A 23,468-nucleotide genomic window follows, 5' to 3' on the forward strand; every position below is an offset into this window, starting at 1 on the left:
TACTGGCGAGCCTGCTGCCAAGTCCCCCACGCCCATGACTTCCCACGTCTCCGAGCTGATCGAACTGCTGTCGCTCGAGCGCCTCGAGGACAACCTGTTCCGCGGCCAGAGCCGCGACATCGGCACCAAGTACGTGTTCGGTGGCCAGGTGCTGGGCCAGGCACTGTCGGCCGCGCAGGCCACCATGCTCGACCCGCGCGCGGCGCACTCGCTGCACGCGTATTTCCTCAAGGCCGGCGACATCGAAGCGCCCATCGTCTACCAGGTGGACCGCACCCGCGACGGCGGCAGCTTCTCGGTGCGCCGCGTCACCGCCATCCAGCACGGCCAGCCGATCTTCTTCCTGGCCGCCTCGTTCCAGAAGGACGAGGAAGGCGGCGAACACCAGCTGTCGATGCCGGAGGTGCCCAAGCCCGAGGACATCGAGCCCGCCGCCGCCGTGCCCCCGGAAGTGATGGCCACCCTGCCGATCAAGGTGCAGCGCTGGCTCACGCGCCAGGGCCCGTTCGAGTTCCGCCACGTGTACCCGCGCGATGAGCTCAACCCGCCCAAGCGTCCGCCTTACCAGCAGGTCTGGTTCCGCCTGACCGAGCCGGTCGGTGACGCGCCCGAACTGCACCGCGCCCTGCTCGCGTACGCCTCGGACTTCCACCTGCTGGGCACGGCGACCTTCCCGCACGGCATCAGCTACTACCAGCCCAACGTGTTGATGGCGTCGCTGGACCATGCGCTGTGGTTCCACCGCCCGTTCCGTGCCGACGACTGGCTGCTGTACTCCATCGACAGCCCCAGCGCGCAGGGTGGCCGCGGCCTGGCCCGGGGCCAGGTCTTCGACCGCCACGGCCGCCTGGTGGCCAGCACCGCGCAGGAAGGCCTGATCCGCGTCGTGCAGAAGTCCGCCGCCCCCGGCGCCAAGGGCTGATCCGTGCGGCAGGTCTTCAGCAGCCCCCGCATCGAGAATGTCGAAGCCGTAGCCAAGCTGCTGGCCGACGAAGGCATCGAAGTACGCATCAGCGACGGTCGCTCCTACAAGGGCAACCGCCGCGGCACCTTCAGCTACAGCGACGACAACGCCAAGCGCCCCGCCGTGTGGGTGGTGCAGTCCGAGGACCAGGTGCGCGCACGCGAACTGCTGCGCCAGGCGGGCCTGCTCGACTCCACGCGTCCGGGTGAGTCGAGTTTCCTCGCCCCCGCCTTCCGCAGCGAGGAAACGCGCTACAGCAAGACGTCGGCGCAAAAGCGCGCCTGGCGGATCAAGGCCGGCCTGATGCTCGGCATCGCGGTCATCCTGGGCCTGGCGATGGTGAATTCGCTCAAGCAGGTGGCCACCCCCTCGCCCGAACTGGCCACGCCGCCGTTCAATGGCCAAGTCGCGCCGATGTTGAATGGTGTCGCGATTGCCGTGCTCAACGCCGAGATTCCCAAGACCGTCATGCCGGTCGTGTGCGTCTCGGTGGCGGGCCAGAAGCCGCCACAGGACGTGATGCGCGCCGTCGGCAGCCCGGACCACCTGATCGTGCCCGCCAACCACTGCGTCCGTCAGCCGGACGTGGAAAAGGGCAGCTACCACGGCACGTCTGGTAAGGATGCCGAAATCCTTGATGTCACCGCCTTCCGCCCGAGCGCGCCGGACGCTGGCACGGTCGAGTTCAGTGCGTACCACCACCGCATGTGGGCGCGTTACAAGACCTTCGAGGTGCGGCGCGTCGACGGGCAGTGGAAGGTGGTGAAGACACTGCGCCACGTCTCGACCTGAGCAACGGCGCGGCTGTCTGAACACGGCGACCGTGCGGCCCCGCGACGCCGTGGCGACAATGCCGCAGCGACGTGGCCGCCCTCCCGTGATTTGCCCTCCATCGGGTAGCGCCACGCCTTCCGCGCAGCGCTATGCTGCTGGCATGCGCGACAACCCCGTGCCGCCGCCCGACGACCTCCGCCTGTTCCACACCGGCGAGCACCCGTGCGGCTACTGGCCCAACCGCATCGCCCGCGACCTGGTGTTCGATCCGCGCGACCCCCGCATGGCCGCGCACTACCCGTTGGCGCTGGGCTGGGGATTCCGTCGTTCCGGCGACATCGTGTACCGGCCCCATTGCCCCGGCTGCCGGGCATGCGTCGCGGTGCGCATTCCGGTGGCCCGCTTCGCGCCCGACCGAAGCCAGCGCCGCTGCTTGGCACGCAATGACCGCGTGGAGATGCGCGTGTGCCCGGCCGAGCGCACCGACGAACAGTTCGCGCTTTACCGCCGATACCTCACCGCACGCCACCGCGATGGCGGCATGGACACCCACGGCGCCGTCGAGTTCGACCAGTTCCTGGTGGGAAGCTGGAACGAGGGCCGCTTCATCGAACTGCGCGAAGAGGGCCGCCTGCTCGCCGTCGCGGTCACGGATGTCATCACCCACGCGCTGTCGGCGGTGTATACGTTCTATGACCCGGACCTGCACGACCGTGGTCTGGGCACGCTGGCGATCCTCAAACAACTGGAATGGGCGCGGCGCGATCATCGCACCCACCTGTACCTGGGCTACTGGATCGCCGGACACCCCAAGATGGATTACAAACGCCGCTTCCGCCCGCTCGAAGGTTTCGACGGTCGCAGGTGGCGCGACCTTGATTTCGGAGACTGTGCATGACCCCACCCCCCTTTCGCCACGACCGCCGACGTTGGTGGCTGGCGCTGGCGATCCTTCTGGCAGCCACGGGCTGCGTGCGGGTCAACATCCAGGGCAACCCTGAGGCATGGGCAGGCAGCATGGCGGAACAGTTCGGCGCGGCGGTGCCCGTGCGGGTGGCGACCTACAACACCTCGCTGTACGACGAAGAGACCGGGGGGCTGATCCGCCGACTGGATGCCGGCGACGCCCGTGCGCGGAACATTGCCGCGGTGCTGCAGCGCGTGCGCCCCGACATCGTCCTGCTCAACGAGTTTGATTACGACGCCGCCCACCGTGCGGCCGACCTGTTCCAGCGCCAATACCTCGAAACCGCCCAGGCCGGTGGCGCACCCCTGCACTATCCCTACCGTTACCTCGCGCCGGTCAACACCGGCGTGCCCAGCGGACTGGACCTGGACAACAACGGCGCCACCGGTGGCGCCGGTCGCGACCGCGGCAACGACGCGTGGGGCTACGGCCTGCACCCCGGCCAGTACGGCATGCTCGTGCTGTCGCGCCACCCCATCGACACCGAATCGGTGCGCACGTTCCAGCACCTGCGCTGGAGCCTGCTGCCCGGCGCCTTGCAGCCACAGGATCCGCGTACCGGCCGTCCCTGGTACCCGCCGGCCACGTGGTCAAAGTTGCGGCTGTCCTCGAAGTCCCATTGGGACGTGCCGATCCGCACCCCGGGCGGCATCATCCATCTGCTGGCCGCACACCCGACTCCGCCCGTGTTCGATGGCCCTGAAAATAGGAACGGCGCGCGCAACTTCGACGAGATCCGGCTGTGGAAGGAGTACGTGTCAGGCGAAAGCCAGCCGTGGCTGTGCGATGACAACGGGCGCTGCGGGGGCCTGGCGCCAAGTGCGCAATTCGTGATCGTGGGCGACTACAACGCCGACCCCGACGACGGCAATGGCGTGCCCGGCGCAATCCAGCAACTGCTCGACCACCCCCGCGTGCAGGCGAGCCGCGCGCCGCGCAGCGCCGGCGCGGTGGAACGTGCCACCCAACTGGCGCTGCCACGCAAGGGTGACACCGCGACGCACACCGGCGACTTCGGACCGCGAACGGGGACGCTGCGGCTGGATTACGTGTTGCCATCCCGCGGGTTGCAGCTGCGGGAAAGCGGCGTGTTCTGGCCCGCGGGCCAGGACCCGGACGCCGCCCTTGCCGGCGCCAGCGACCACCACCTGGTCTGGACCGACGTGTCCTGGTCGCAGGACTGACGCGAAGCGGCTGCGCCTCAGTCCGGCTTGGGCGCGTCGCCCAGGATTTCCGGCGGCCCCGACGGCGGCTCATGCGAGGGCATCGCGGGCGTCGCAGGAGCAGGCACGGCCTGCGGTGGCGCGCTCGCCGGTTCGGCGGTCGGCCCCACGGGCGGCAGCATCGGGACCGGCGCCTCGGCGCGCGGGCCAAACCCGAAGGCAGCCTCGCCCCGCGCGGACGCGATCAACCGCACCATGCTCACCGGCACCATCAGCTGCAGCTCGACCGTCTTGCCCTCCGTGTCACGGCCCTCGATGGTCATCTCGATCAGCGACCCGCCGGTATCGATCTCATTGCACAGGATGTGCGGTCCAGCCGGACCCTCCTGCAAATACGGTTTGATCGCCTCGCCCAGCACGTCCAGCGCCTGGGGGAAGAAGAACACCGCGAACCCGCTCACCTCGCTCATGTCGCCTCCGCTCAGCGCAGGTCAATGTGCAACGCCGCCGCGGCGTCACGCGCAATGGCACGCGCGCGGTCCACGTCGTCGCCCAACGCAAGGGTCACGGCAACACGCCGCGAACCCTCGACGCGTGGCTTGCCGAACAGCCGCAACTGCGTGTCTTCGTGCGCCAATGCCTTGTCCACGCCGCTGAATACCGGCACGCCATAGCCCTCGGCCAGCACTGCGCACGAGGCCGCCGCCCCCTTCTGCCGGATCACCGGGATCGGCAAGCCAAGGATTGCGCGCGCATGCAGCGCGAATTCACTCAGGTCCTGCGACACCAGCGTCACCAGCCCCGTGTCGTGCGGTCGCGGCGACACTTCGCTGAACCACACGTCGTCACCCTTCACGAACAGCTCGACGCCAAACACGCCCCAGCCCCCGAGGTCGTCGGTGACCTTGCGCGAAATCTCCTGCGCACGCTCCAGCGCCAACGGCGACATCGGCTGCGGCTGCCAGCTCTCGCGGTAGTCGCCGTCCCGCTGCAGGTGGCCGATCGGGTCGCAGAACGTGGTGCCACCGGCATGGCGCACAGTCAGCAGGGTGATCTCGTAATCGAAATCGACGAAGCCCTCGACGATGGCGCGCCCCGCACCGGCGCGGCCACCCGTCTGCGCATAGTCCCACGCGGCATCGATGGCATCGGCGCTGCGGACCAGGCTCTGGCCCTTGCCCGAGGAGGACATGACCGGCTTGACCACGCACGGCAGGCCCACGGCTTCGATCGCGGCGAGGTATTCCTCCCGCGTATCGACAAATCGGTAGGGCGAGGTCGGCACGCCCAGCGTCTCCGCCGCCAGTCGCCGGATGCCTTCGCGGTCCATCGTCAGGCGCGCAGCCCGCGCCGTCGGAATCACGCGGCAGTGGCTGCCGCGACCGGTGAATTCCTGCTCCAACTGCACCAGCGTCTCGGTGTGGATGGCCTCGATCTCGGGCACGATCAGGTGCGGGCGCTCCTTGGCGACCAGCTCACGGATGGCGGTGCCGTCGAGCATGTCCAGCACATGGCTGCGGTGGGCGACCTGCATCGCCGGGGCATCGGCATAGCGGTCGGCCGCGATCACTTCCACGCCGAAGCGCTGCAACTCGATCACCACTTCCTTGCCCAGCTCGCCGGACCCTAGCAGCAGCACTCGGAAGGCGGAAGAGGACAGCGGCGTACCGATCGTGATCATGGCGTCAGGAACTGTGGACAGAGGCGGCATTGTACCGCCCGCCCATCAACGCACGGTTGCGGTCGCCCCAGGGACCCATGCGATGCTCTGCCCATGCCATTGCTCCGCGTCCCCACTGCAGGGTTGCGCGCCCTGCCGGGCGCAGCTCATGCCACGCCCACGCCCATGCGGGCATGTCGGCGCATGCGCGCGATCCTGTCATCGCTGGGCCTCGCGTCGTGCGTGGCCCTGGTGGCGGCCTGCGCACCGGCGGACGAAGCGCCCGCACGCACCGCCGTTTCCGGCGTCCTGCTCGATCCGCAGTTGGACGAAATCAGCGGCCTTGCGGCGTCCCGGCGGCATCCTGGCACGTTGTGGCTGCATGACGATGGCGGCAACCCGCCAAGGCTGTTTGCCGTCAGCACGCACGGACTTCGCCGCGCCACCTTCCGCGTCGAAGGCGTCAGCAAGACGGATTGGGAGGACATCGCTGCGTTCCGGCTCGATGGCCGCAACTACCTCCTGATCGCGGATACCGGCGACAACGGCGGTTTGCGCCGCACGCTGCAACTGCACGTCATCGAAGAACCCAAGGCCCTGGAGAACGGACGCCTGACGCCGGTCTGGTCGATCGCCTTCCGCTGGCCCGACGGCGCCCGCGATTGCGAGGCGGTCGCCGTCGACACGCGGCGCCGGCAGATCCTGCTGGTGTCGAAGAAGCGACATCCGCCGGAATTGTTCGCGCTGCCTCTGCGGCCCTCGGGCAAGGACGTGGTGACCGCCCGCCCGCTGGGCCGGCTGGCCGGCGTTCCCAAGCCAACGCCCGAGGATTTGCGCCAGCGACCCCAGCGCGCCCGCTACGACGCCCAGGTCACCGCCGCGGACGTGTCGCCCGACGGCCGCATGCTGGCGGTGATGACTTACCGATACCTGTTGTTCTACCCGGCGCTGCCAGCCCAGGGCTGGGGCCAGTCGGTCACCCGGCCGCCTGACATCCGGGTCCTGCCATGGCTCCCGCAGGCCGAGGCGATGGGCTGGTCTGTCAATGGCCAAGCCGTCTACGCCACGGGCGAATTCGTGCCGGCGCCCTTGTATCGGATTCGGCGATAGCGGCACACCGCGGACTGGAGCTCGTGAGAGGGGGCAGTTGACGTGATATCAAATTGATATCACACTGCTGAAAACTCAAGGAGCACGGCCATGAAAGAGAACCCCATTCGTTCCCTCCCCGGCATTCCCATGCTGCTGGCCCTCCTCGCCGCCATGCTCGCCGGTATCTGGATCGTCATCACCGGTGCGGCGGTCGGTCCCGTCCAGATTGTCGGCGGCGTGCTCCTCACGTCCGCAGCCGGCTTCGGTCTCGCGGGGCTGTACATGGTCGAACCCAACCAGGCCGCCGTCCTGAGCCTGTTCGGCAAGTACGTGGGCACGGTCAAGGACAACGGCCTGCGCTGGAACAATCCCTTCTTCGCCAAGCGCAAGGTCAGCCTGCGCGTGCGCAACTTCGAAAGCGGCAAGCTCAAGGTCAACGAGCTGGATGGCAGCCCCATCGAGATCGCCGCCGTCATCGTCTGGCAGGTGGTCGACAGCGCCGAGGCCGTCTACAACGTCGACGACTACGAAAGCTTCGTGCACATCCAGTCCGAGTCGGCGTTGCGCGCCATGGCCACCAGCTACCCCTACGACCAGCACGAGGAAGGCCAGTTGGCCCTGCGCAGCCACGCCACCGAAATCAGCGCCCACCTTCAGAGCGAACTGGCCGAACGCCTCGCCGATGCCGGTGTGCAGGTGATCGACGCGCGCATCAGCCACCTCGCCTACGCACCGGAAATCGCCCAGGCCATGCTGCAGCGCCAGCAGGCCAACGCCATCATTGCGGCGCGCACGCGCATCGTCGCCGGCGCAGTCGGCATGGTCGAAATGGCGCTCGCCGAGCTTGAGAAGAAGGGCACCGTGCAGTTGGACGAAGAGCGCAAGGCCGCCATGGTCAGCAACCTGCTGGTGGTGCTGTGCGGCGAGCGGGCCACCCAGCCCATCGTCAACGCCGGCACGCTGTACTGAGGTCGCGCCATGATCGCCACGCTGATCATCGTGCTGACCATCGCCATCGGCGTGGGTATGGCCCGCCGTCGCCAGGACTGACATGGCCGAGAAGAAAGCCTATCCGCTGCGCATCAACGGCGAGATCCTCGCGGCGGCGCAGCGCTGGGCCGACGACGAACTGCGCAGCCTCAACGCCCAGATCGAATATGTACTGCGCGACGCGCTCCGCAAGGCCGGGCGCCTGCCTGGCCCCACGCACCCCACACCCGAGCAGGAGGAGGACACCCCATGACCCAACGCTGGCAATACCACGTGGTGGATCTGCCGCCGCGCATGTTCGAAACCATGCCCGAGCGCCTGCAGGCCGAACTCGACCGCCTCGGCGAAGACGGCTGGGAACTGGTGAGCGTGGTGCAGGTTCCCACGCTGACCGACTACGCCAGGCTGTTCTTCAAGAAACCGGCATGACTGCTGCCGGCGGTGCCGGCATACGACAAGGAGTGGTTATGACCCGTCCCTCATTGCGGCTCGTGCCCGCGCTCGTGGCCCTGCTGAGCGCCAGCGCGCTGCTGCCCGTCCTGGCCGGCCCTTCGCAAGCGCCGACCGCGCCGGTCACCGCAGGACCCGCACAGGGCGCCATCGCGCTGGCCACCACTTTGCTCGACCATCTCGATGCAGGCCGTTTCGCCCAGGCCGAGGCGTTGTTCTCGCCCGAGATGCGCGCCGCCGTGCCGGCGAACAAACTGCAGCAGGTCTGGGCGTCCCTCGCCCAAAGCGTGGGCCCGGCCGGCCCGCGGGGCACCCCTGCCACAACCGTCCAGGGCGACATGACCGTGGTGTCCGTGCCGCTGCCCTTTACCAAGGCACACCTGGTAGCCCGCGTCACCGCCGATGCCAACGGCCAGATCGCTGGCTTCCTGGTCCAGCCGGCACCCCCGCCCGCCGCGGCCCCAACGACCTCGGCTGCCTATGTCGAGCGCGAAATGACCGTGGGGAACGGCGATCGTGCCCTGCCCGCCACCCTGACGTTGCCAAAGGGCGCGTCCGCGAAGGTCCCTGTACCGGCCGTGGTACTGGTGCATGGCTCTGGACCGCACGACCGAGACGAGACCATCGGCCCCAACCGTCCATTCCTCGACATTGCCCGCGGCCTTGCGGAGAAAGGCATCGCGGTATTGCGCTATGACAAACGCACCAAGGCGCGACCGCAGGATCTGGCCGGCACGGACTTCACCGTGGATGACGAGGTGACGCGCGATGCCGTCGACGCGATTGCGTCGCTGCGCGCGGTGGACGCCATCGACCGCAAACGGGTCTTCGTGCTCGGGCACAGCTTGGGCGGCATGCTGGCCCCGCGCATCGCGGGCCAGTCCGGCCAGGTTGCCGGTGCGGTGCTGATGGCGGCCCCGGCGCGCTCCGTGCTCGACCTGCTGCTTGAGCAGAACCAACGGCTTGCCAACCGCGACGGCTCAGTCAATGCACAGGAGCAAGCGGCCCTGGATGACCTCCAGGCGCGCGTGCATCGGATTCGCACGGTGACCGACGTCGCTGCGCGCGAAACCCCACTGGGGCTGCCCGCAGGCTACTGGCGCAGCCTTGAGCGTATCGACCCTGTCGCGGATGCGAAGGCACTCGACCTTCCCCTCCTGGTGCTCCACGGTGGCCGGGACATTCAAGTAGTCGACGCGGACTGGCAGCGCTGGCAGCGCGAACTCTCGCAGACACCGAATGCACGACTTCGCCTTTACCCGGGGCTCAACCACCTCGGCATCGCCGGGACTGGACCCGGAAATGTCGAGGAGTATTTCGTTGCAGGCAACGTGGAGCCGCAACTCATCGACGACATCGCCGGGTGGATCCACCGGCCCTGACCGGAACGACATGAACGGGGTTCCCCGATGACACCTACGTTTGCCGTGCCCCCACCGCCGTCCCACGCCCGCTGGTTGCTCGCTGGGTTGCTGGCCATCCCGGCCGGAATCATCGTCGCGACGATGTCGCCGGGACTGGCCAAAAGCGATCAGGCGGCGGCGATGCCCGCCCTCGCCTTTGGCCTCGTGATGATTGCTGCCGTTGCCGCGCTCGCGTTCTGGGGACTGGGCCGGCGAGCAGTGGAGCTCGACGGACGCTCCTTGCGGGTGAAGGCCGCCATGTTCAGTCATCGCGTCGATGCCTCGGAACTCGAGCTGGGGAATGCGCGCATCGTGGACCTGGACGAGCGTATCGAATACAGGCCGGTGCTGAAGACGTTCGGCATGGCCTTGCCCGGCTACCAGGCCGGCTGGTTCCGGCTGCGTGACCTTAGCAGTGGCTTCTGCCTGCTGACCTCGCACCGGCGGGTTCTGTGGCTGCCCATGCGCTCAGGCAAGTCGCTGCTCCTGTCGCTGGAACGGCCAGAGTCGCTGCTGGATGCGCTACGCCAAGTCCCCCGGCCGGACGTCCGACACACGTGACTTGGAACCTGCCCGGGTCTACCCTGCCTGCATGCGCGGCCTCCCCCTACGCCTGATCAACACGCCGGACATCGAGATCTGGCCGGCCCGCCTGCTCAAGGCGCGCGGAAACCACGACGCGAGGGCCATCGCGCGGGCGCGGCATGTTCTGCGCCGCAAGCGCGACGGCCGCTACTTGGCGGCCGACCTGCCCGAAGGCCTGCAACCGCTGGTCTGGCAGTTGCGGCTGGAACCCGGCCTGGGTGCGGCCCTCGACGCCATGGAGTCGGAGGTCATGCACCGCCGCCCCGGCCTGGAGCACGTCCGGACGCTGCCGCTGGATCGCCTGCATGAGCGGCTGGACCAGTTGGGGTTGGCCGAGGAGAGCTATGCGGATCGCACCGGCTTGTCACTGGTGGCCGAACCGGACTGGCTGGCCTTCGCCGGCTTTGACCGCTACCGCCGCCCGCTGTGGCTGCACAACGACGCTGCGCGCGCGTGGTCGCACCTGCGTGACGGCGCGCTGCGCGATGGCGTGGTGCTCGAGGCGATCTCGGGCTACCGCAGCCACGACTACCAGCTCGGCATCTTCGAACGCAAACGCGCCCGCGGCCTGTCGGTGGAGGAAATCCTCAACGTCAACGCCGCGCCGGGCTTCAGCGAGCACCACTCCGGGCTGGCGCTCGACATTGGCGCGCCCGGCGAGCCCCCCGCCGAGGAATCGTTCGAACACACCGCCGCGTTTGCCTGGCTACGCAGCCAGGCCGGGGCCTACGGTTTCCAGATGAGTTATCCGCGCGATAATCCCCACGGCATCGTTTACGAACCCTGGCATTGGGCATGGCGCCCACACGACACGACGAAATGACACGCACAATCGGCATTGCCTGGGACAGCGGCACAAACCAGTTCCATCTCATCCGTCTCATCGCTGCTTGGCTAGTGATCTACAGCCACGCCTGGCCCATCACCGGGGCACCGGGCAGTGATTTGCTGGGCCAATTGACGGGCATGCGTACGGCAGGGGCGTTGGCCGTGGACGTGTTTTTCGTCATCAGTGGCTTTCTGGTCGCCGCCAGCCTGTCGCGGCACACCGTACGTGACTTCGTGCTTGCCCGCGCGCTACGGATCTACCCTGCGCTGATTGTGTGCGTCGCGCTCACGGTGTTCCTGATGGCACCGCTGCTCACCACCGCGCCGAAGTACTGGGGCGATCACACCACATGGCGCTACCTCCTCTCCAACATTACCCTCTGGCGTGCGGAATTCTGGCTGCCAGGGGTGTTTGAGGCGCTACCGCGCACGGCCATCAATGGCTCGCTCTGGACGCTACCGATCGAAGCCCGCCTGTACGTGTGCCTACTTGTGGCGGGCCTGCTTGGAATGCTTACCCCACGCCGCTACCTGCCCGCATGGGCATTGGCCCTGGGTGGCGCCGCGGCATACGCGTGGCGATCGGCCCCACTGCCGGAACACCTGATCTACTTGTTGTGGGTGACTTCGTTCTTCATCACCGGCACCCTGCTCTGGGTAATGCGATCCAGGGTGCGGCTGCATGGCGGGGCAGTTGTGGTGCTGCTGGCCTTGACCGCAGTGACGCGCGGCAGTGTTGCATTCATACCCACCTACTTCGTCCTGGTCGCGTATGGCACGTTCTGGCTCGCGTTTCTCGGCCAACGAGCGATTATCCGCCGCACCGACCTTTCCTACGGCCTGTATTTGTACGGCTGGCCTGCGCAACAGCTCGCATTTATGGCGGGAGCCACGGGCGTTGCCAGCAACATCTTCCTTGCCACCATGATTGCGCTGGCATGCGCGGGAGCATCCTGGCGTTGGATCGAAGCGCCCGCCCTTGCGCTCAAGCGACGCAGCCCTTCGACAAGCGCCCCACTGCCGGCCACGGACACGCCCCTATAGCCGGCCTGTCACCGCGGGGCGACCCGAGACACGCCTCATTCCTGTGAACGCTTGACCGGCGCCTGGGGGTTCACGCCCGCATCCGCGATGCGCCACAGGTACAGGCTCGCGTAGGTGCGGTACGGGCCCCACTTCTCGCCACGCTCGGCCAACTCCTTCGGCTTCAGCATTTCATCGCGCCGATCCACGGCCTGCGCGCCCTTGCGGATGCCCAGGTCATCCACCGGCAGCACGTCCGGGCGACCGAGGCGGAACATCAGCATCATCTCCACCGTCCAGCGGCCGATGCCGCGTACCGGCACCAGTGAGGCAATGATGGCGGCGTTGTCCATCGTGGCCATGCGGCGCAGGTCGGGTATCTCGCCACGCGATTCGCGCAACGCAAGGTCACGCAAGGCCAGCAGCTTGTTGCCCGACACACCGCAGGCACGGATCGTGGCGTCATCGCACCGCGTCAGGGTGTCGCAGTGGAAACGGTCACTGTCGATGGCAGCCTCGACGCGCGCGACGATGGTCGCGGCGGCCTTGCCGCTCAGTTGCTGGTACAGGATGGCGCGCGCGAGCGCATCCACCGGGTCGAACGGTTTGCGCCAGCGCGGATCGGCCGGAATCGGCCCCATGCGCCGCATCCACGCGCCCAGTTTGCGGTCGCGCCGCGCCAGGTGTTCGAACGCGGCCTCGGTATCAAATCCGCGAGCAATGCGCGCCATGCCCTAACCTCACTGTCGGACGGCCGCTATGGCCCAGGCCAGCCAGCTCGCCATCATCACGGTGCCGCCCATGGGGGCCAGCGCCGTAGGCCACTGCAGGAAGACGTGCAGGATCAGACTGCCCGAAAACAGCAGCGTTCCGAGCAGCAATCCGGACAATGCCAGCACCCGCCACAGGCGCCCGGCTGCGAGCGGGGCCAAAGCCGCTAGCGCCACACCGTGACCGAACAGAAACAGGGCCGCCGACTGCAGCCGCGACTGCATCTCGCCGTCGGCTCCATGCGAGGCGTAAGCCGCGAGCCCCACGGCCAAGGCCGCCATCACGCCCCCCGCGGCGGCCAGCCAACGGCCTGCCACCACGCGCGCTGGCGCCATCGCCGCGTTCCGGTTTGCGTGCATCGCGTCCACTCCCGATGAATTCTCCTGCCACGATAACAAGTGGCGCGCACTTTCCGTCGCCCAAAACAAAACGCGCCGCGGAGTGCGCGGCGCGTTCTGATTCCGGAAGCCGGAGGGTTGGGCTTACTTGACCGCCCAGACCACTTCGAACTCGCCTTCCTCGGTGAAGCCCTTGTCCAGGCCGCCGATCCAGTTCTCGTACGGACGCTCGGTGGTCTCGTAGCCGCGGGTCATCGCCCAGCCACGCAGCGCGTCGCGGATACGGTTCAAGTTGGCCATGTGGCCCTTGAAGCGGGTCACGGCGATCTTGGTCGGCTCGGTGTAGTTCGTGGTCACCGGGCCTTCGATCTTGATGTCCAGCTTGCCAGTGGCACCGGCCTTGCGGACCGGCTGCACCACGTCGAACGAGTAGGTCTGCGAGCCGAACTCGTTGGTCACGATGCGGACCGGGCCTGCAGCCTCAAGGCCATTGGCAGCCATCACCTTGCTGATCCACTGCATGTTGTTGTTCATGGTGGACTGGACCTTCTCGTTGTTGCGCTCGACGGCGGCAGTCACGACAAGGACATTCTCAGCGCCGCGATCAGCCAGCTTCGGAGCGGCCGCCGGGTCGGTCTTCGCCAACTCGTTGTAGTCGTAGTTGGGAACGGTCGCCAGCATGTTGCCGAGGCGAGCCAGGCCCATCTTGATGTCTTCGCCGACGTTGCTGCTGACGTACATGCCGGCGTAGCGGCCCAGCAGGTTCCAGCCGTAGTCGATGTCGAAGGTCTGGGTGATCTGCACGTTGCGGTTGTTGCGGCCGGTCGGCTGCAGCAGGAACTCCATGCGCTTGTTGCGGCCCGGCTCGACGGTCTCGAGGTCATAGGCGATGCGCTTGTTCTTTTCGCTCTCGACCAGGGTCCAGCTGCCGTTGCCGATGCCGCGCTCCTGCGACTCGTAGTCCAGGCGGGCGCCGACGCCGGCTTCCGGGCCGGACAGCGACAGCTTCACGGCCGGATCGCGCAGCACCAGCGGGTTCCAGTCCTTGAAGCGGCGCAAGCTGTTGAGCGTGTCATACACGATCGTCATCTTGCGGTTGGTTTCCACCGAATGCTCAAGGTGGCGGCTCGACGGCAGCACGATGCCGACAATCAGGAACAGCGCGGCGACGATCGCCAGCGAAATCAGAATCTCAAGCAGACGGGTCATTCAGGTTCTCCAGGGCCGTTGCCCGGGGCGGGTCTGGGCACAGACCTGCCATCGTATCAAGCGCGGGCCGGCGAGGCGAGATGCCAGAGTGCGGCGCCGGTTCACGTTCCATCCGGCGGGCCGGCCCTGCTGGCAAATCACACCAGTTGCAGCTCGAACGCCTTGAGCACGGCGCGCGTACGGTCCCGTACGCCCAGCTTGCTGAGAATGTTGGACACGTGGTTCTTGATCGTGCCCTCCGCCACGCCCAGCGAATTGGCGATCTCCTTGTTGGAGAAGCCCCCGGCCATCAGCCGCAGGATCTCGGTCTCGCGCTCGGTCAGCGGGTCCGGACGGTCCAAGCTGACGAACTCATTGCGCATGTGCTCCAGCCCCGACAGCAGCCGCTGCGTCATGGCCGGCTGCACCAGCGAGCCGCCGTCGGCCACGGTCTGGATGGCGCCCACCAGTTGCTCCAGCGACACGTCCTTGAGCAGGTAGCCCTTCGCACCTGCCTTCAGGCCGGCCAGCACCAGCTGGTCGTCGTCGAAGGTGGTGAGGATGATGGTTGGCGGCAGCTGCCCAAGCCGCGCCAGCGCCTGCAATGCCTCCAGGCCGGACATCACCGGCATGCGCATGTCCATCAGCACCACGTCGGGCTTGGCCTGGGGAATCACTTCCACCGCCTGCTTGCCATCGCTGGCTTCGCCGATCACCTCGATGCCATCGGCCAGCGCGAGCAGCGAGCGCACGCCCTGCCGCACCAGGGTCTGGTCGTCCACCAAATACACGCGAATCATCCACTGACTCCTTCACAGGCAGCGACCTGCGTCGCCGAGGCCGGCAACCGGAGGTCCAGGCGGAAGCCTGCCCCGGGCCGGGTTTCAATTTCGATCGTGCCACCGTATTGGGCCAAGCGCTCGCGCATGCCGCGCAGGCCATTGCCCGCGACCAGCGCATCGGCGCCGCGCCCGTCGTCGCGGGACTTGATCTGCACGCAGCCGTCGTTGCGACGCGCTTCGATCCACAGATGGCGCGCACCGGAGTGGCGCACGGTATTGGTGATGATTTCCTGGGTGCAGCGCAGCAGTACGTGGGCGCGCTCCGGATCGTCCAGGGTCAGCGGAGACTCGATGTCCATGTGGATGTCCAGCGCCGGCACATTCTCGGCCAGTGGCCGCAGCGCAGCGGACAGGTCGATGGCGCCGCTCTCGCGCAGGGTGCTGACGGCCTCGCGGACGTCGGTCAGCAGCAAGCGCGCCAGGGTGTGGGCCTGCTGGACGTGCTCCTTGACCCGCCCTTCCGACAGGTGCCCGGCGACCTCCAGGTTCAGGCTCAGCGCGGTGAGGTGGTGGCCCAGCAGGTCGTGCAATTCGCGGGAGATGCGGGTGCGCTCGTTGATGCGCGCGCTTTCGGCCAGCAGCAGGCGGGTGGCGCGCAGTTCGGCATTGAGGCGGCGCTGGTCCTCGCGGGCCTCGGCCTGCTGCTTGGCCACCAGCGCGGTGACGAACACGAAGCTGGAAAAGCCCATGTAGAGCATCGACTGGATCACCGCGATCAGCAGCGGGAAATCCAGTGCTTCGACGAATACGGGGATGATGGCGAGGTTGCTCGCCACCAACCACACGATCGCCACGCGCAGGGTGAGCAGCCAGGGAAGGAGGCCGGCCATGACCATCAGCAGCGCGCTGCCCAGGCCCGAGCCCGAGAAGAAACCCACGGCGATGGCGCAGACGGTCAGCACCAGCAGCAGCAGGTGGTCGACGTAGCCGGAGACCCGCTGTCCCAGCGACCGGGTCATCCACCAGTACACGCCGCCGAAGGCCAAATAGGCAGCCACCCAGCGCAACACCCGACCCCGGGGATCGAACACCGGCTCACCCGGCTCGGCCAGTTCGGGCGAGAAGAAGGCGGGGTCCAGCCAGACGGACAACAGCCACCAGCCCACCATGGCCCAGGTGAAGAGGCCGGCGTAGCGCAGCAGTCGGGAATGGTTCAGGCGGGCGAGCATGTCCGCATCGTAGCGGCATCCAGGGTACGCCGTGCCGCCCGAAAGTCATGCCTGAACGGGGAAATATTCCCCCCTGGCGCCATCCGGGCCGGGTCGCCCGTCGCCAGCGACCATGCGATAATCGCCGGCGGTGGGCTGCCACATCGCCCCGCCCCACGAAACACTGGAGCCCGGAATGTCGATCGTCGTCCGCGACGTGCGCGAGCACGAGCTGGATTCCGTCCTAGCACTGAACAACGCCGCCGGACCCGCGATCCTGCCGCTGGATGCCGCAAGACTCCGTCACCTCTATGAGAATGCCGAGTACTTCCGCGTCGCCGAGCGCGATGGCACCCTGGCCGGCTTCCTGATCGGCTTTGGCAGCCACGCGAACCACGACAGCAGCAATTTCCGCTGGTTCCGCGAACGGTACCCCGAGTTCTTCTACATCGACCGCATCGTGGTGGCCAGCCGCCGCCGCGGCGGCGGCGTGGGCCGGGCGTTCTATGCCGACGCCCAGAGCTACGCCGAACTGCGTTACCCGCAGATGGCCTGCGAGGTGTTCCTCGAAGGCACCAACGACCCGGTGCTGCTGTTCCATGGCAGCTTCGGGTTCCGCGAAGTTGGCCAGCACGTCATGGAGGAAACGGGCGTGCGCGCCGCGATGCTGATGAAACCCCTGTGCAGCTACGCCTGGGTGCGCGACACCTACGGCGACGCCCTTCCCCATGAGCCCTGGATCACCCAGCCCCGCAGTGCGGCCGCCGACCGCCGGCTCACGGGGACGTGCCCATGAGTGCAAACGTATTCGATTACGAACAGGCAGGTGAACTCAAGATCGGCCAGGTGGGCATCGCCAACCTGCGCATCCGGACGCTGGACGTGCCGCGCCTGGTCGAGGAGATGCGCAGCCGGGTGCAGCGCGCGCCCAAGCTGTTCCAGCGCGCCGCGGTGGTGCTGGACTTTGGCGGACTGACCCAGGTTCCGCTGGCGTCAACGGTCCAGGCCCTGATCGACGGCCTGCGCGAGGCCGGTGTGCTGCCGGTGGCCATCGCGTACGGCACCAGCGAAACCGAGCGCCTGGCCGAATCGCTGGGCCTGCCGCTTCTGGCCAAGTTCCGCGCACAGTACGAACGCGCCGAAGGCGAGGCCGCGGCGGCCGTCGAGCCCCCCGCGCCCTCGCGCCGGGCGCCCGATCCCGAGCCGCAGCCAGCGCGCACCGCGCCCGCCCCCCATGCAGGCCAGCCCGGCTTGATGCATGCTGCACCGGTGCGCTCGGGCCAGCAGGTCTATGCCGACAACCGCGACCTCACCGTGCTCAGCACCGTGGGTGCGGGTGCGGAAGTGATCGCCGACGGCTCGGTGCACATCTATGGCCCGCTGCGCGGTCGCGCGCTCGCCGGGGCACAGGGCAACGACAAGGCGCGGATCTTCTGCCGCGAGTTCCATGCGGAACTCGTCGCCGTGGCCGGGCATTACAAGGTTTTGGACGACATTCCCAAGGACCTGTACGGCAAGGCTGTGCAGGTCTGGCTCGAAGACGGGCAACTCAAACTCGCGGCGTTGGATTGACGCCGCACCACCGGAGGAACATCACTTGGCCGAAATCATCGTAGTCACGTCGGGCAAAGGCGGCGTCGGCAAGACCACCAGCAGCGCCAGCATCGCCTGTGGCCTCGCGCGCCGCGGACACAAGGTCGCCGTCATCGATTTCGACGTGGGCCTGCGCAACCTCGACCTGATCATGGGCTGCGAGCGCCGCGTGGTGTACGACTTCGTCAATGTCGTCAACGGCGAGGCTTCGCTGAAGCAGGCGCTGATCAAGGACAAGCGCTTCGAGAACCTGTTCGTGCTGGCCGCGTCGCAGACGCGCGACAAGGACGCGCTGACCAAGGAAGGCGTGGAGAAGGTGCTCAAGGACCTGGCCGACGACGGTTTCGACTACATCCTGTGCGACTCGCCTGCCGGCATCGAGAAGGGTGCGTTCCTGGCGATGTACTACGCCGACCAGGCCGTGGTGGTGGTGAACCCGGAAGTATCCTCGGTGCGCGACTCCGACCGCATCCTGGGCCTGCTCTCGTCCAAGACCCGCAGGGCCGAGAACGGCGAACGCATCAAGGAACACCTGCTGCTGACCCGCTACAGCCCCAAGCGCGTGGAAACCGGCGAGATGCTCAGCATCGCCGACGTCGAGGAAATCCTGGGTCTCAAGACCATCGGCGTCATCCCCGAATCCGGCGACGTGCTCAACGCCTCCAACAAGGGCGAGCCGGTCATCCTGGAAACCACGTCCGACGCCGCGCAGGCCTACGACGACGCGGTGGCCCGCCTGTTGGGCGACAACCGTCCGATGCGCTTCACCACCGTCGAGAAGAAGGGTTTCCTCAGCAAGATTTTCGGAGGTTGATCCGTGGGTATCTTTGATTTCCTCAAGCCCAGGCAACAGTCCGCCAGCGCCGCCAAGAACCGGCTGCAGGTCATCATCGCCGAACAGCGCGGTTCGGCCGGCGCGCCGGACTACCTGCCGCGCATGCGGCAGGAGATCCTCGAGGTGATCCGCAAGTACGTGCACGTGCCGGAAGACGCGATCAAGGTCTCCAAGGAAAAGCACGGCGACTACGACGTGCTGGACATCTCGATCGAGTTGCCCGAGAACGTGGCGCAGGCCTGATCGATTCGGCGGCGGCCACGACCGCCGCCCGTTCCACGATGCTGACCCTCGCCGACATTGGCTTCGAGGCGCCCACCGCCCTGCTCGCCCGCTATGGCCTGGCGCTGAACCGCGTCCCGGATGGCGACGCCATTCCTGGCAGCTACTGGGGCGAATGCGAGGCAGGAATCATCGGCACGCAGGTTTATGCGCGCGGTGACACCCCGGTGCACTCGCTGTTGCACGAGGCCTGCCACCTGATCGTGCTGCCGCCCGAGAAGCGGGCGCAGGTACACACCGATGCCACCGACTCCATCGAAGAGGAAGATGCGGTGTGCGTGCTGCAGGCGCTTCTGGGCGATGAATTGCCCGGCGTCGGCCGCGAGCGCGTGCTGGCCGACATGGACGGATGGGGCTACACCTTCCGGTTGGGCTCGGCGTCGGCGTACTTCCACGAAGACGCCCACGCGGCATGGGCTTGGCTGCACGAACGCGGCCTTGCCGACTGCGAGACGCGTCGCGCCCGCCTGCCGTCCGGCGCCTGATCCGCGACGCCCGGATAGCGGGTCTTCACGCGAGGAACCGGGGCGGAGATCCGTTTGGTCCGTCAGGGGCCATGCCGACCATCCCTGCCGCGCCGCGACTTGCGCCACCCTCCGGCGCCCACTAGCCTTCGCGGACCAGCGCCTCCGCGCGCCCGCACCCTGAGGAACCATGCGCATGACCCCGATCCGTACGCTGCTCGCACTGGGCGTCACCGCCGCCGTGCTTGGCATGGCCGGCTGCAAGAAGGAGCCCACGCCCGCCACCGGCACCGCCTCCACCGCGCCGGCCGGCGAGACCGCCGACCAGTTCATCGCCCGGGTCAATGCCGAGTACCTCGCCATGTACCCCGAGCTGACCGCCGCGCAGTGGCTGTCCTCGACCTACATCAATGACGACAGCCAGCTGCTGTCGGCGAAGGCCAACGAGCGTTACCTGACCCAGCTCAACAGCTGGATCGAGCAGGCGCGCCAGTACGAAGGCAAGGAGATGTCGCCGGAGACCGCGCGCGCCATCCACCTGCTGAAGCTGGCGACCGCCATGCCGGCACCGAAGGACCCGGCCAAGCTGGCCGAGCTGACCAAGATCGCCACGAAGATGGAAGGCATGTACGGCGCAGGCACCTACTGCACCGGAGAAGGCGAGGCCAAGCAGTGCCGTCAGCTGGGCGAGCTGGAGGACGTGCTCCGCAACAGCCGTGACTACAACGCGCAGCTGGACGCGTGGCAGGGCTGGCACACCATTGCCCAGCCGATGCGCAAGGACTACACCCGCTTCGTCGAGCTGGTGAACGAAGGCGCCAAGGAAATGGGCTTCGCCGACGCCGGCGAGATGTGGCGTTCGGGCTACGACATGACCCCGACCGAAATCGCCGCGGAAACGGACCGCCTGTGGGGCCAGGTGAAGCCGCTGTACGAACAGTTGCACTGCTATGCCGGTACGCGCCTGGACGCCAAGTACGGCGCCGACAAGGGCCACGCGGCTGGCGGCATGCTGCCCGCGCACCTGATGGGCAACATGTGGCAGCAGGACTGGGGCAACCTGTGGGACATCCTGGCGCCCTACCCCAACGCCGGCAGCCTGGACATCACCAGCGCGCTGGCCGCGCAGTACCGCACCGCCTACGACGCCGAGCTGGCCAAGCGCCCCGGCGAACGCTCGCCGACCGACCTGGCGGAGATCGAGCACGCGGCGCAGACGGCGGTCGCCCGCTCGATGACCGAGCGCGCGCAGGACTTCTACACGTCCCTCGGCATGCCGAAGCTGCCGGAGAGCTACTGGACCAAGACCCAGTTCATCAAGCCGCGTGACCGTGACGTGGTCTGCCACGCCAGCGCGTGGGACATGAACATGACCGGCGACGTGCGCACCAAGATGTGCATCAAGCCAAACGAGGAAGACTTCACCACCATCTACCACGAGCTGGGCCACGTGTATTACTACACGGCCTACAACAAGCTGCCGCCGCTGTTCCAGCAGGGCGCGCACGATGGCTTCCACGAGGCCATCGGCGACACCATCGTGCTGTCGATGACGCCCAAGTACCTGCAGTCGATTGGCCTGGTGGGCGAGCAGCAGCAGAGCAACGAAGCGCTGGTCAACGCGCAGATGCGCATGGCGCTGGCCAAGGTGTCGTTCCTGCCGTTCGGCCTGATGATCGACCGCTGGCGCTGGGGCGTGTTCGACGGCTCGATCAAGCCGGGCGACTACAACAAGGCGTGGTGGGAGCTGAAGGCCAAGTACCAGGGCGTGGCGCCGGCCTCCGCGCGCGGCGAGGACTTCTTCGATCCGGGCGCCAAGTACCACGTGCCGGGTAACACGCCCTACACCCGCTACTTCCTGGCGCACGTGCTGCAGTTCCAGTTCTACAAGTCGCTGTGCGATGCGGCCGGCTACAAGGGCCCGCTGCACGAGTGCTCTTTCTATGGCAACCCGGAGGCGGGCAAGCGCTTCCAGGCGATGCTGGCCAAGGGCGCCAGCCAGCCGTGGCAGAAGACGATGAAGGAGCTGACCGGCGGCGAGAAGATGGACGCCTCGGCGGTGCTGGAATACTTCGCGCCGCTGCAGGACTGGCTGAAGCAGCAGAACGAAGGCCGTACCTGCGGCTGGCAGGCTTCTGCCACCGCCACGACCGTGGCACCGGCGAAGGCAGTCACGCCGGCTCCGGCCGCGCCCGCCAAGCAGGGGTGATCACCCTGTGTCGTACCGGAGGGCCGGCCCTGTGCCGGCCCTCCGCGTTTCTGGGGCCAACCACGGCCGTGCGGGTCCACGCTAGGCTAGGCGCATGACGCGAATGCCCCGCCCGGCCACGACGGATCCTGCCTGGCACCAGACCCCCACTTCCGATCCCCGCTACTGGGGGTATGGCCTTGCCGTCTTCGTCGGCATGGGCGCGCTTTACCTGGTCCTGATGCAGGTCGGTTTCTTCCATTGGATGGTCGCCAACGGCGTGCTTTTCGCCGCGCAATGGTGGCTGCCACGGCGCTGGTGGCCATGGTTGTGCGTTGCCACGATCGGCGCCCGGCACGTGAATGGCGCCCTGGTCGCGCTGCACACGGGGGACATCGTGGACGGCTTCCTGGGCTACTGGCCGGGGCCGCTGCAATACGTGCTCGGCAACCTCTTGGAGCCGTGCCTCGTCATGTCCGGCGTGCTGGTGGTGCGACGGCTGTCGTTGCCTCCTGATGGCCCCATGCCCCCGGAGCGATTTGTATCGCTGGTGCTGGGCAGCCTCGTTTCAGGCCTGATGGTGGCGGCAAAGGACCTGGCCTTCGTGGTGTCCGAAGGCCGCGTCGGCGACATCCGCGGCAGCGTGCGCGGCGACTACGTCGCACTCGGCGGACCCGACGATGCAGCGATCCTGGGCTCCTTCACCATCAGCCACGCGCTGGGCACGTCCCTCGCGATCCTGCTGATCGCCCCCTTAGTGCCCTGGCTGGCTTCGGCCGAGCACCGGCGGGGATCGGCGCGCATCCTGCGGGGCGGGCTGCAATGGCTGTTGCCGGCGGTGGCGCTCTACCTGCTGGTCGCGCTGCGGGTCCCGGGCAGCAATCTGTCGGAACTGCTGCGCGTGGTGCTGCTGGTCGCGACCGTCGTGTTTGCGATGCGGCACGGCTGGCGCGGCGCGTTGCTGTCCACGTTGGCCACCAGTGCGGTCATTGCAATGGAGGACCACTTGGGCCAGCCGGCCTACAACCCGATTCGCATGCAGGCCTACCTGGGCATCACCGGCATGATGGGGCTGTTGCTCGGCGCAAGCATGGACACATTCCGGCAGCAGGCCGAAACGCTGCGGGAGGCACGTGAACGCAGCGACCAGCTCGCGCGCGACCTGTACCTGGCCGCCGCGCGCAACCTGTATACCGAAGAACGCGAGCGCCGGCGGCTGGCCAGTGAGCTCCACGATGAGTTCGGACAGAACCTCACCGCCTTGCAGACGCATCTGAAAGTGGCCGAACGCGACGTCGAGGCTACGGGTCGCCCGGCGCTTGCTCCGTTGTTCCATCTGACCGATGCCATGCGCCAAAACATTTCCGGGGTGCTGGAGTCGTTGCGCCCGGCCGCCCTGGACCAGATGGGGCTCTATGCGGCCATTGAACGCGGTGCGGTACGGCGACTGGCCGAGGATGCGGGCCTTGAGTTCGAAACCGTGCTTGAAGGGGATGCCCGGCTCCTCGGAGCCTTCAACGACACGCAGCTGATCGCGGCATACCGGCTGGTGCAGGAAGCCGTGACCAACGTCGTGCGCCACGCGCAAGCATCGCAGTGCAGTGTCCGCCTGCGGGCAGACACGCGGCGCGGCATGCTGTGGCTGTTCATTGACGTCCGCGACGACGGCATCGGCGGCGCGGACTGCTTCCTGCAAGGACGAGGCCTGACCAACATGCGGGACCGCGTCTTGGCGCTGGGCGGCAGCCTGCACGTGGCCGACCTCCGACCGGGTTCGCGGATCCATGCCTTGCTCCTGCAGGTGGCGGCCTGACGGGGCGTTGAAACGGGCGCTGGACGCACGTGTGGGCACCACGGAATCGTTAAATTAAGTGACGCGGGTCGCACTTTTTCGCACGCATCGACAAGCATCGCATCACG

General features: G+C 67.5%; 26 protein-coding genes. 19 read left to right on the forward strand and 7 right to left on the reverse strand.

The window, feature by feature from the left end; genetic code table 11:
* Positions 1–34 precede the first annotated feature (34 nt).
* Genes tesB through ACYVBS_RS00540 form a run of 4 tightly spaced genes read left to right on the forward strand, consistent with a single transcriptional unit; the run spans position 35 to position 3,889 of the window.
* Positions 35–922 carry an acyl-CoA thioesterase II gene (gene tesB, locus ACYVBS_RS00525; protein WP_460821110.1) on the forward strand — a complete coding sequence of 296 codons (888 nt, stop codon included), beginning with the start codon at positions 35–37 and terminating at the stop codon, positions 920–922.
* 3 nt (positions 923–925) lie between these two features.
* Positions 926–1,756, forward strand: a complete 831-nt coding sequence (locus ACYVBS_RS00530) for a hypothetical protein (protein ID WP_460821111.1) — start codon at positions 926–928, stop codon at positions 1,754–1,756.
* Positions 1,757–1,814: 58 nt separating this feature from the next.
* Positions 1,815–2,636, forward strand: a complete 822-nt coding sequence (locus ACYVBS_RS00535) for an arginyltransferase (RefSeq protein ID WP_460821112.1) — start codon at positions 1,815–1,817, stop codon at positions 2,634–2,636.
* Entirely contained in the window at positions 2,633–3,889 is a 1,257-nt protein-coding gene (locus ACYVBS_RS00540; protein WP_460821113.1) for an endonuclease/exonuclease/phosphatase family protein, read from the forward strand. The genes ACYVBS_RS00535 and ACYVBS_RS00540 overlap by 4 nt, the downstream gene beginning before the upstream one ends.
* A gap of 17 nt (positions 3,890–3,906) precedes the next feature.
* Here ACYVBS_RS00540 and ACYVBS_RS00545 read toward each other — a convergent pair whose 3' ends face one another.
* Both ACYVBS_RS00545 and purT read right to left on the reverse strand, forming a co-directional pair.
* Positions 3,907–4,338 (reverse strand): hypothetical protein, encoded by a 432-nt coding sequence (locus ACYVBS_RS00545; RefSeq protein WP_460821114.1) that lies wholly within the window; start codon positions 4,336–4,338, stop codon positions 3,907–3,909.
* An 11-nt stretch (positions 4,339–4,349) separates the two neighbouring features.
* Entirely contained in the window at positions 4,350–5,549 is a 1,200-nt protein-coding gene (purT, locus tag ACYVBS_RS00550) for a formate-dependent phosphoribosylglycinamide formyltransferase (RefSeq protein WP_460821115.1), read from the reverse strand.
* A 183-nt stretch (positions 5,550–5,732) separates the two neighbouring features.
* Between purT and ACYVBS_RS00555 the strand changes: the two genes are divergently transcribed.
* The 8 genes from ACYVBS_RS00555 to ACYVBS_RS00590 all read left to right on the forward strand — a co-directional run bounded on the left by ACYVBS_RS00555 (position 5,733) and on the right by ACYVBS_RS00590 (position 11,920).
* Positions 5,733–6,638, forward strand: a complete 906-nt coding sequence (locus ACYVBS_RS00555) for a hypothetical protein (protein ID WP_460821117.1) — start codon at positions 5,733–5,735, stop codon at positions 6,636–6,638.
* Between the two features lie 90 nt (positions 6,639–6,728).
* Positions 6,729–7,589, forward strand: a complete 861-nt coding sequence (locus ACYVBS_RS00560) for an SPFH domain-containing protein (protein WP_460821119.1) — start codon at positions 6,729–6,731, stop codon at positions 7,587–7,589.
* Between the two features lie 82 nt (positions 7,590–7,671).
* Positions 7,672–7,863 carry a type II toxin-antitoxin system antitoxin gene (locus ACYVBS_RS00565; RefSeq protein WP_460821121.1) on the forward strand — a complete coding sequence of 64 codons (192 nt, stop codon included), beginning with the start codon at positions 7,672–7,674 and terminating at the stop codon, positions 7,861–7,863.
* Positions 7,860–8,039, forward strand: coding sequence for a DUF4177 domain-containing protein (locus ACYVBS_RS00570; RefSeq protein WP_460821122.1), 180 nt, complete (start codon positions 7,860–7,862; stop codon positions 8,037–8,039). Before ACYVBS_RS00565 ends, ACYVBS_RS00570 begins: the two co-directional genes overlap by 4 nt.
* 38 nt (positions 8,040–8,077) lie before the next feature.
* Complete coding sequence (locus ACYVBS_RS00575) at positions 8,078–9,442, forward strand: alpha/beta hydrolase (RefSeq protein ID WP_460821123.1); 1,365 nt, start codon at positions 8,078–8,080, stop codon at positions 9,440–9,442.
* Between the two features lie 87 nt (positions 9,443–9,529).
* A complete protein-coding gene (locus ACYVBS_RS00580) occupies positions 9,530–10,024 on the forward strand; it encodes a PH domain-containing protein (RefSeq protein WP_460821125.1) in 495 nt (164 codons plus the stop codon).
* Positions 10,025–10,055: 31 nt separating this feature from the next.
* Positions 10,056–10,871 (forward strand): M15 family metallopeptidase, encoded by an 816-nt coding sequence (locus ACYVBS_RS00585; protein WP_460821126.1) that lies wholly within the window; start codon positions 10,056–10,058, stop codon positions 10,869–10,871.
* Positions 10,868–11,920 carry an acyltransferase family protein gene (locus ACYVBS_RS00590; RefSeq protein ID WP_460821128.1) on the forward strand — a complete coding sequence of 351 codons (1,053 nt, stop codon included), beginning with the start codon at positions 10,868–10,870 and terminating at the stop codon, positions 11,918–11,920. The genes ACYVBS_RS00585 and ACYVBS_RS00590 overlap by 4 nt, the downstream gene beginning before the upstream one ends.
* A 35-nt stretch (positions 11,921–11,955) precedes the next feature.
* Here ACYVBS_RS00590 and ACYVBS_RS00595 read toward each other — a convergent pair whose 3' ends face one another.
* The 5 genes from ACYVBS_RS00595 to ACYVBS_RS00615 all read right to left on the reverse strand — a co-directional run bounded on the left by ACYVBS_RS00595 (position 11,956) and on the right by ACYVBS_RS00615 (position 16,207).
* Complete coding sequence (locus tag ACYVBS_RS00595) at positions 11,956–12,630, reverse strand: DNA-3-methyladenine glycosylase family protein (RefSeq protein ID WP_460821129.1); 675 nt, start codon at positions 12,628–12,630, stop codon at positions 11,956–11,958.
* Between the two features lie 9 nt (positions 12,631–12,639).
* Entirely contained in the window at positions 12,640–13,029 is a 390-nt protein-coding gene (locus ACYVBS_RS00600) for a DUF423 domain-containing protein (protein WP_460821131.1), read from the reverse strand.
* Between the two features lie 123 nt (positions 13,030–13,152).
* Entirely contained in the window at positions 13,153–14,217 is a 1,065-nt protein-coding gene (locus tag ACYVBS_RS00605; protein ID WP_460821132.1) for an SRPBCC family protein, read from the reverse strand.
* Between the two features lie 137 nt (positions 14,218–14,354).
* Entirely contained in the window at positions 14,355–14,996 is a 642-nt protein-coding gene (locus ACYVBS_RS00610) for a response regulator (RefSeq protein WP_460821133.1), read from the reverse strand.
* Positions 14,993–16,207 (reverse strand): sensor histidine kinase, encoded by a 1,215-nt coding sequence (locus tag ACYVBS_RS00615; protein ID WP_460821134.1) that lies wholly within the window; start codon positions 16,205–16,207, stop codon positions 14,993–14,995. The genes ACYVBS_RS00610 and ACYVBS_RS00615 overlap by 4 nt, the downstream gene beginning before the upstream one ends.
* 175 nt (positions 16,208–16,382) lie before the next feature.
* On the opposite strand from ACYVBS_RS00615, the gene ACYVBS_RS00620 reads away from it, so the two are divergent.
* From ACYVBS_RS00620 to ACYVBS_RS00650, 7 genes are all read left to right on the forward strand, one after another.
* Entirely contained in the window at positions 16,383–16,982 is a 600-nt protein-coding gene (locus ACYVBS_RS00620) for a GNAT family N-acetyltransferase (RefSeq protein WP_460821135.1), read from the forward strand.
* Positions 16,979–17,758, forward strand: a complete 780-nt coding sequence (minC, locus tag ACYVBS_RS00625; protein WP_460821136.1) for a septum site-determining protein MinC — start codon at positions 16,979–16,981, stop codon at positions 17,756–17,758. The genes ACYVBS_RS00620 and minC overlap by 4 nt, the downstream gene beginning before the upstream one ends.
* 25 nt (positions 17,759–17,783) lie before the next feature.
* Entirely contained in the window at positions 17,784–18,593 is an 810-nt protein-coding gene (minD, locus tag ACYVBS_RS00630; protein WP_460821137.1) for a septum site-determining protein MinD, read from the forward strand.
* A gap of 3 nt (positions 18,594–18,596) precedes the next feature.
* Positions 18,597–18,857 carry a cell division topological specificity factor MinE gene (minE, locus tag ACYVBS_RS00635; protein WP_460821138.1) on the forward strand — a complete coding sequence of 87 codons (261 nt, stop codon included), beginning with the start codon at positions 18,597–18,599 and terminating at the stop codon, positions 18,855–18,857.
* A 38-nt stretch (positions 18,858–18,895) separates the two neighbouring features.
* A complete protein-coding gene (locus ACYVBS_RS00640) occupies positions 18,896–19,381 on the forward strand; it encodes a hypothetical protein (protein WP_460821139.1) in 486 nt (161 codons plus the stop codon).
* A 175-nt stretch (positions 19,382–19,556) separates the two neighbouring features.
* Positions 19,557–21,569, forward strand: a complete 2,013-nt coding sequence (locus ACYVBS_RS00645; protein ID WP_460821140.1) for a M2 family metallopeptidase — start codon at positions 19,557–19,559, stop codon at positions 21,567–21,569.
* A 94-nt stretch (positions 21,570–21,663) separates the two neighbouring features.
* Positions 21,664–23,361: a histidine kinase gene (locus ACYVBS_RS00650; protein ID WP_460821141.1), complete on the forward strand. Its 1,698-nt coding sequence runs from the start codon at positions 21,664–21,666 to the stop codon at positions 23,359–23,361.
* Positions 23,362–23,468: the final 107 nt, after the last annotated feature.

It is taken from the genome of Lysobacter olei (genome assembly GCF_054777355.1).

Excerpts from the sequence above, each read along its gene's own strand:
- tesB (WP_460821110.1), top strand. The coding sequence starts at position 35 with ATGACTTCCCACGTCTCCGAGCTGATCGAACTGCTGTCGCTCGAGCGC.
- ACYVBS_RS00535 (WP_460821112.1), top strand. The coding sequence starts at position 1,815 with ATGCCGCAGCGACGTGGCCGCCCTCCCGTGATTTGCCCTCCATCGGGT.
- ACYVBS_RS00540 (WP_460821113.1), top strand. The coding sequence starts at position 2,633 with ATGACCCCACCCCCCTTTCGCCACGACCGCCGACGTTGGTGGCTGGCG.
- ACYVBS_RS00545 (WP_460821114.1), bottom strand. The coding sequence starts at position 4,338 with ATGAGCGAGGTGAGCGGGTTCGCGGTGTTCTTCTTCCCCCAGGCGCTG.
- purT (WP_460821115.1), bottom strand. The coding sequence starts at position 5,549 with ATGATCACGATCGGTACGCCGCTGTCCTCTTCCGCCTTCCGAGTGCTG.
- ACYVBS_RS00555 (WP_460821117.1), top strand. The coding sequence starts at position 5,733 with ATGCGCGCGATCCTGTCATCGCTGGGCCTCGCGTCGTGCGTGGCCCTG.
- ACYVBS_RS00560 (WP_460821119.1), top strand. The coding sequence starts at position 6,729 with ATGAAAGAGAACCCCATTCGTTCCCTCCCCGGCATTCCCATGCTGCTG.
- ACYVBS_RS00565 (WP_460821121.1), top strand. The coding sequence starts at position 7,672 with ATGGCCGAGAAGAAAGCCTATCCGCTGCGCATCAACGGCGAGATCCTC.
- ACYVBS_RS00570 (WP_460821122.1), top strand. The coding sequence starts at position 7,860 with ATGACCCAACGCTGGCAATACCACGTGGTGGATCTGCCGCCGCGCATG.
- ACYVBS_RS00575 (WP_460821123.1), top strand. The coding sequence starts at position 8,078 with ATGACCCGTCCCTCATTGCGGCTCGTGCCCGCGCTCGTGGCCCTGCTG.
- ACYVBS_RS00585 (WP_460821126.1), top strand. The coding sequence starts at position 10,056 with ATGCGCGGCCTCCCCCTACGCCTGATCAACACGCCGGACATCGAGATC.
- ACYVBS_RS00590 (WP_460821128.1), top strand. The coding sequence starts at position 10,868 with ATGACACGCACAATCGGCATTGCCTGGGACAGCGGCACAAACCAGTTC.
- ACYVBS_RS00595 (WP_460821129.1), bottom strand. The coding sequence starts at position 12,630 with ATGGCGCGCATTGCTCGCGGATTTGATACCGAGGCCGCGTTCGAACAC.
- ACYVBS_RS00600 (WP_460821131.1), bottom strand. The coding sequence starts at position 13,029 with ATGCACGCAAACCGGAACGCGGCGATGGCGCCAGCGCGCGTGGTGGCA.
- ACYVBS_RS00605 (WP_460821132.1), bottom strand. The coding sequence starts at position 14,217 with ATGACCCGTCTGCTTGAGATTCTGATTTCGCTGGCGATCGTCGCCGCG.
- ACYVBS_RS00610 (WP_460821133.1), bottom strand. The coding sequence starts at position 14,996 with ATGATTCGCGTGTATTTGGTGGACGACCAGACCCTGGTGCGGCAGGGC.
- ACYVBS_RS00615 (WP_460821134.1), bottom strand. The coding sequence starts at position 16,207 with ATGCTCGCCCGCCTGAACCATTCCCGACTGCTGCGCTACGCCGGCCTC.
- ACYVBS_RS00620 (WP_460821135.1), top strand. The coding sequence starts at position 16,383 with ATGTCGATCGTCGTCCGCGACGTGCGCGAGCACGAGCTGGATTCCGTC.
- minC (WP_460821136.1), top strand. The coding sequence starts at position 16,979 with ATGAGTGCAAACGTATTCGATTACGAACAGGCAGGTGAACTCAAGATC.
- ACYVBS_RS00640 (WP_460821139.1), top strand. The coding sequence starts at position 18,896 with ATGCTGACCCTCGCCGACATTGGCTTCGAGGCGCCCACCGCCCTGCTC.
- ACYVBS_RS00645 (WP_460821140.1), top strand. The coding sequence starts at position 19,557 with ATGACCCCGATCCGTACGCTGCTCGCACTGGGCGTCACCGCCGCCGTG.
- ACYVBS_RS00650 (WP_460821141.1), top strand. The coding sequence starts at position 21,664 with ATGACGCGAATGCCCCGCCCGGCCACGACGGATCCTGCCTGGCACCAG.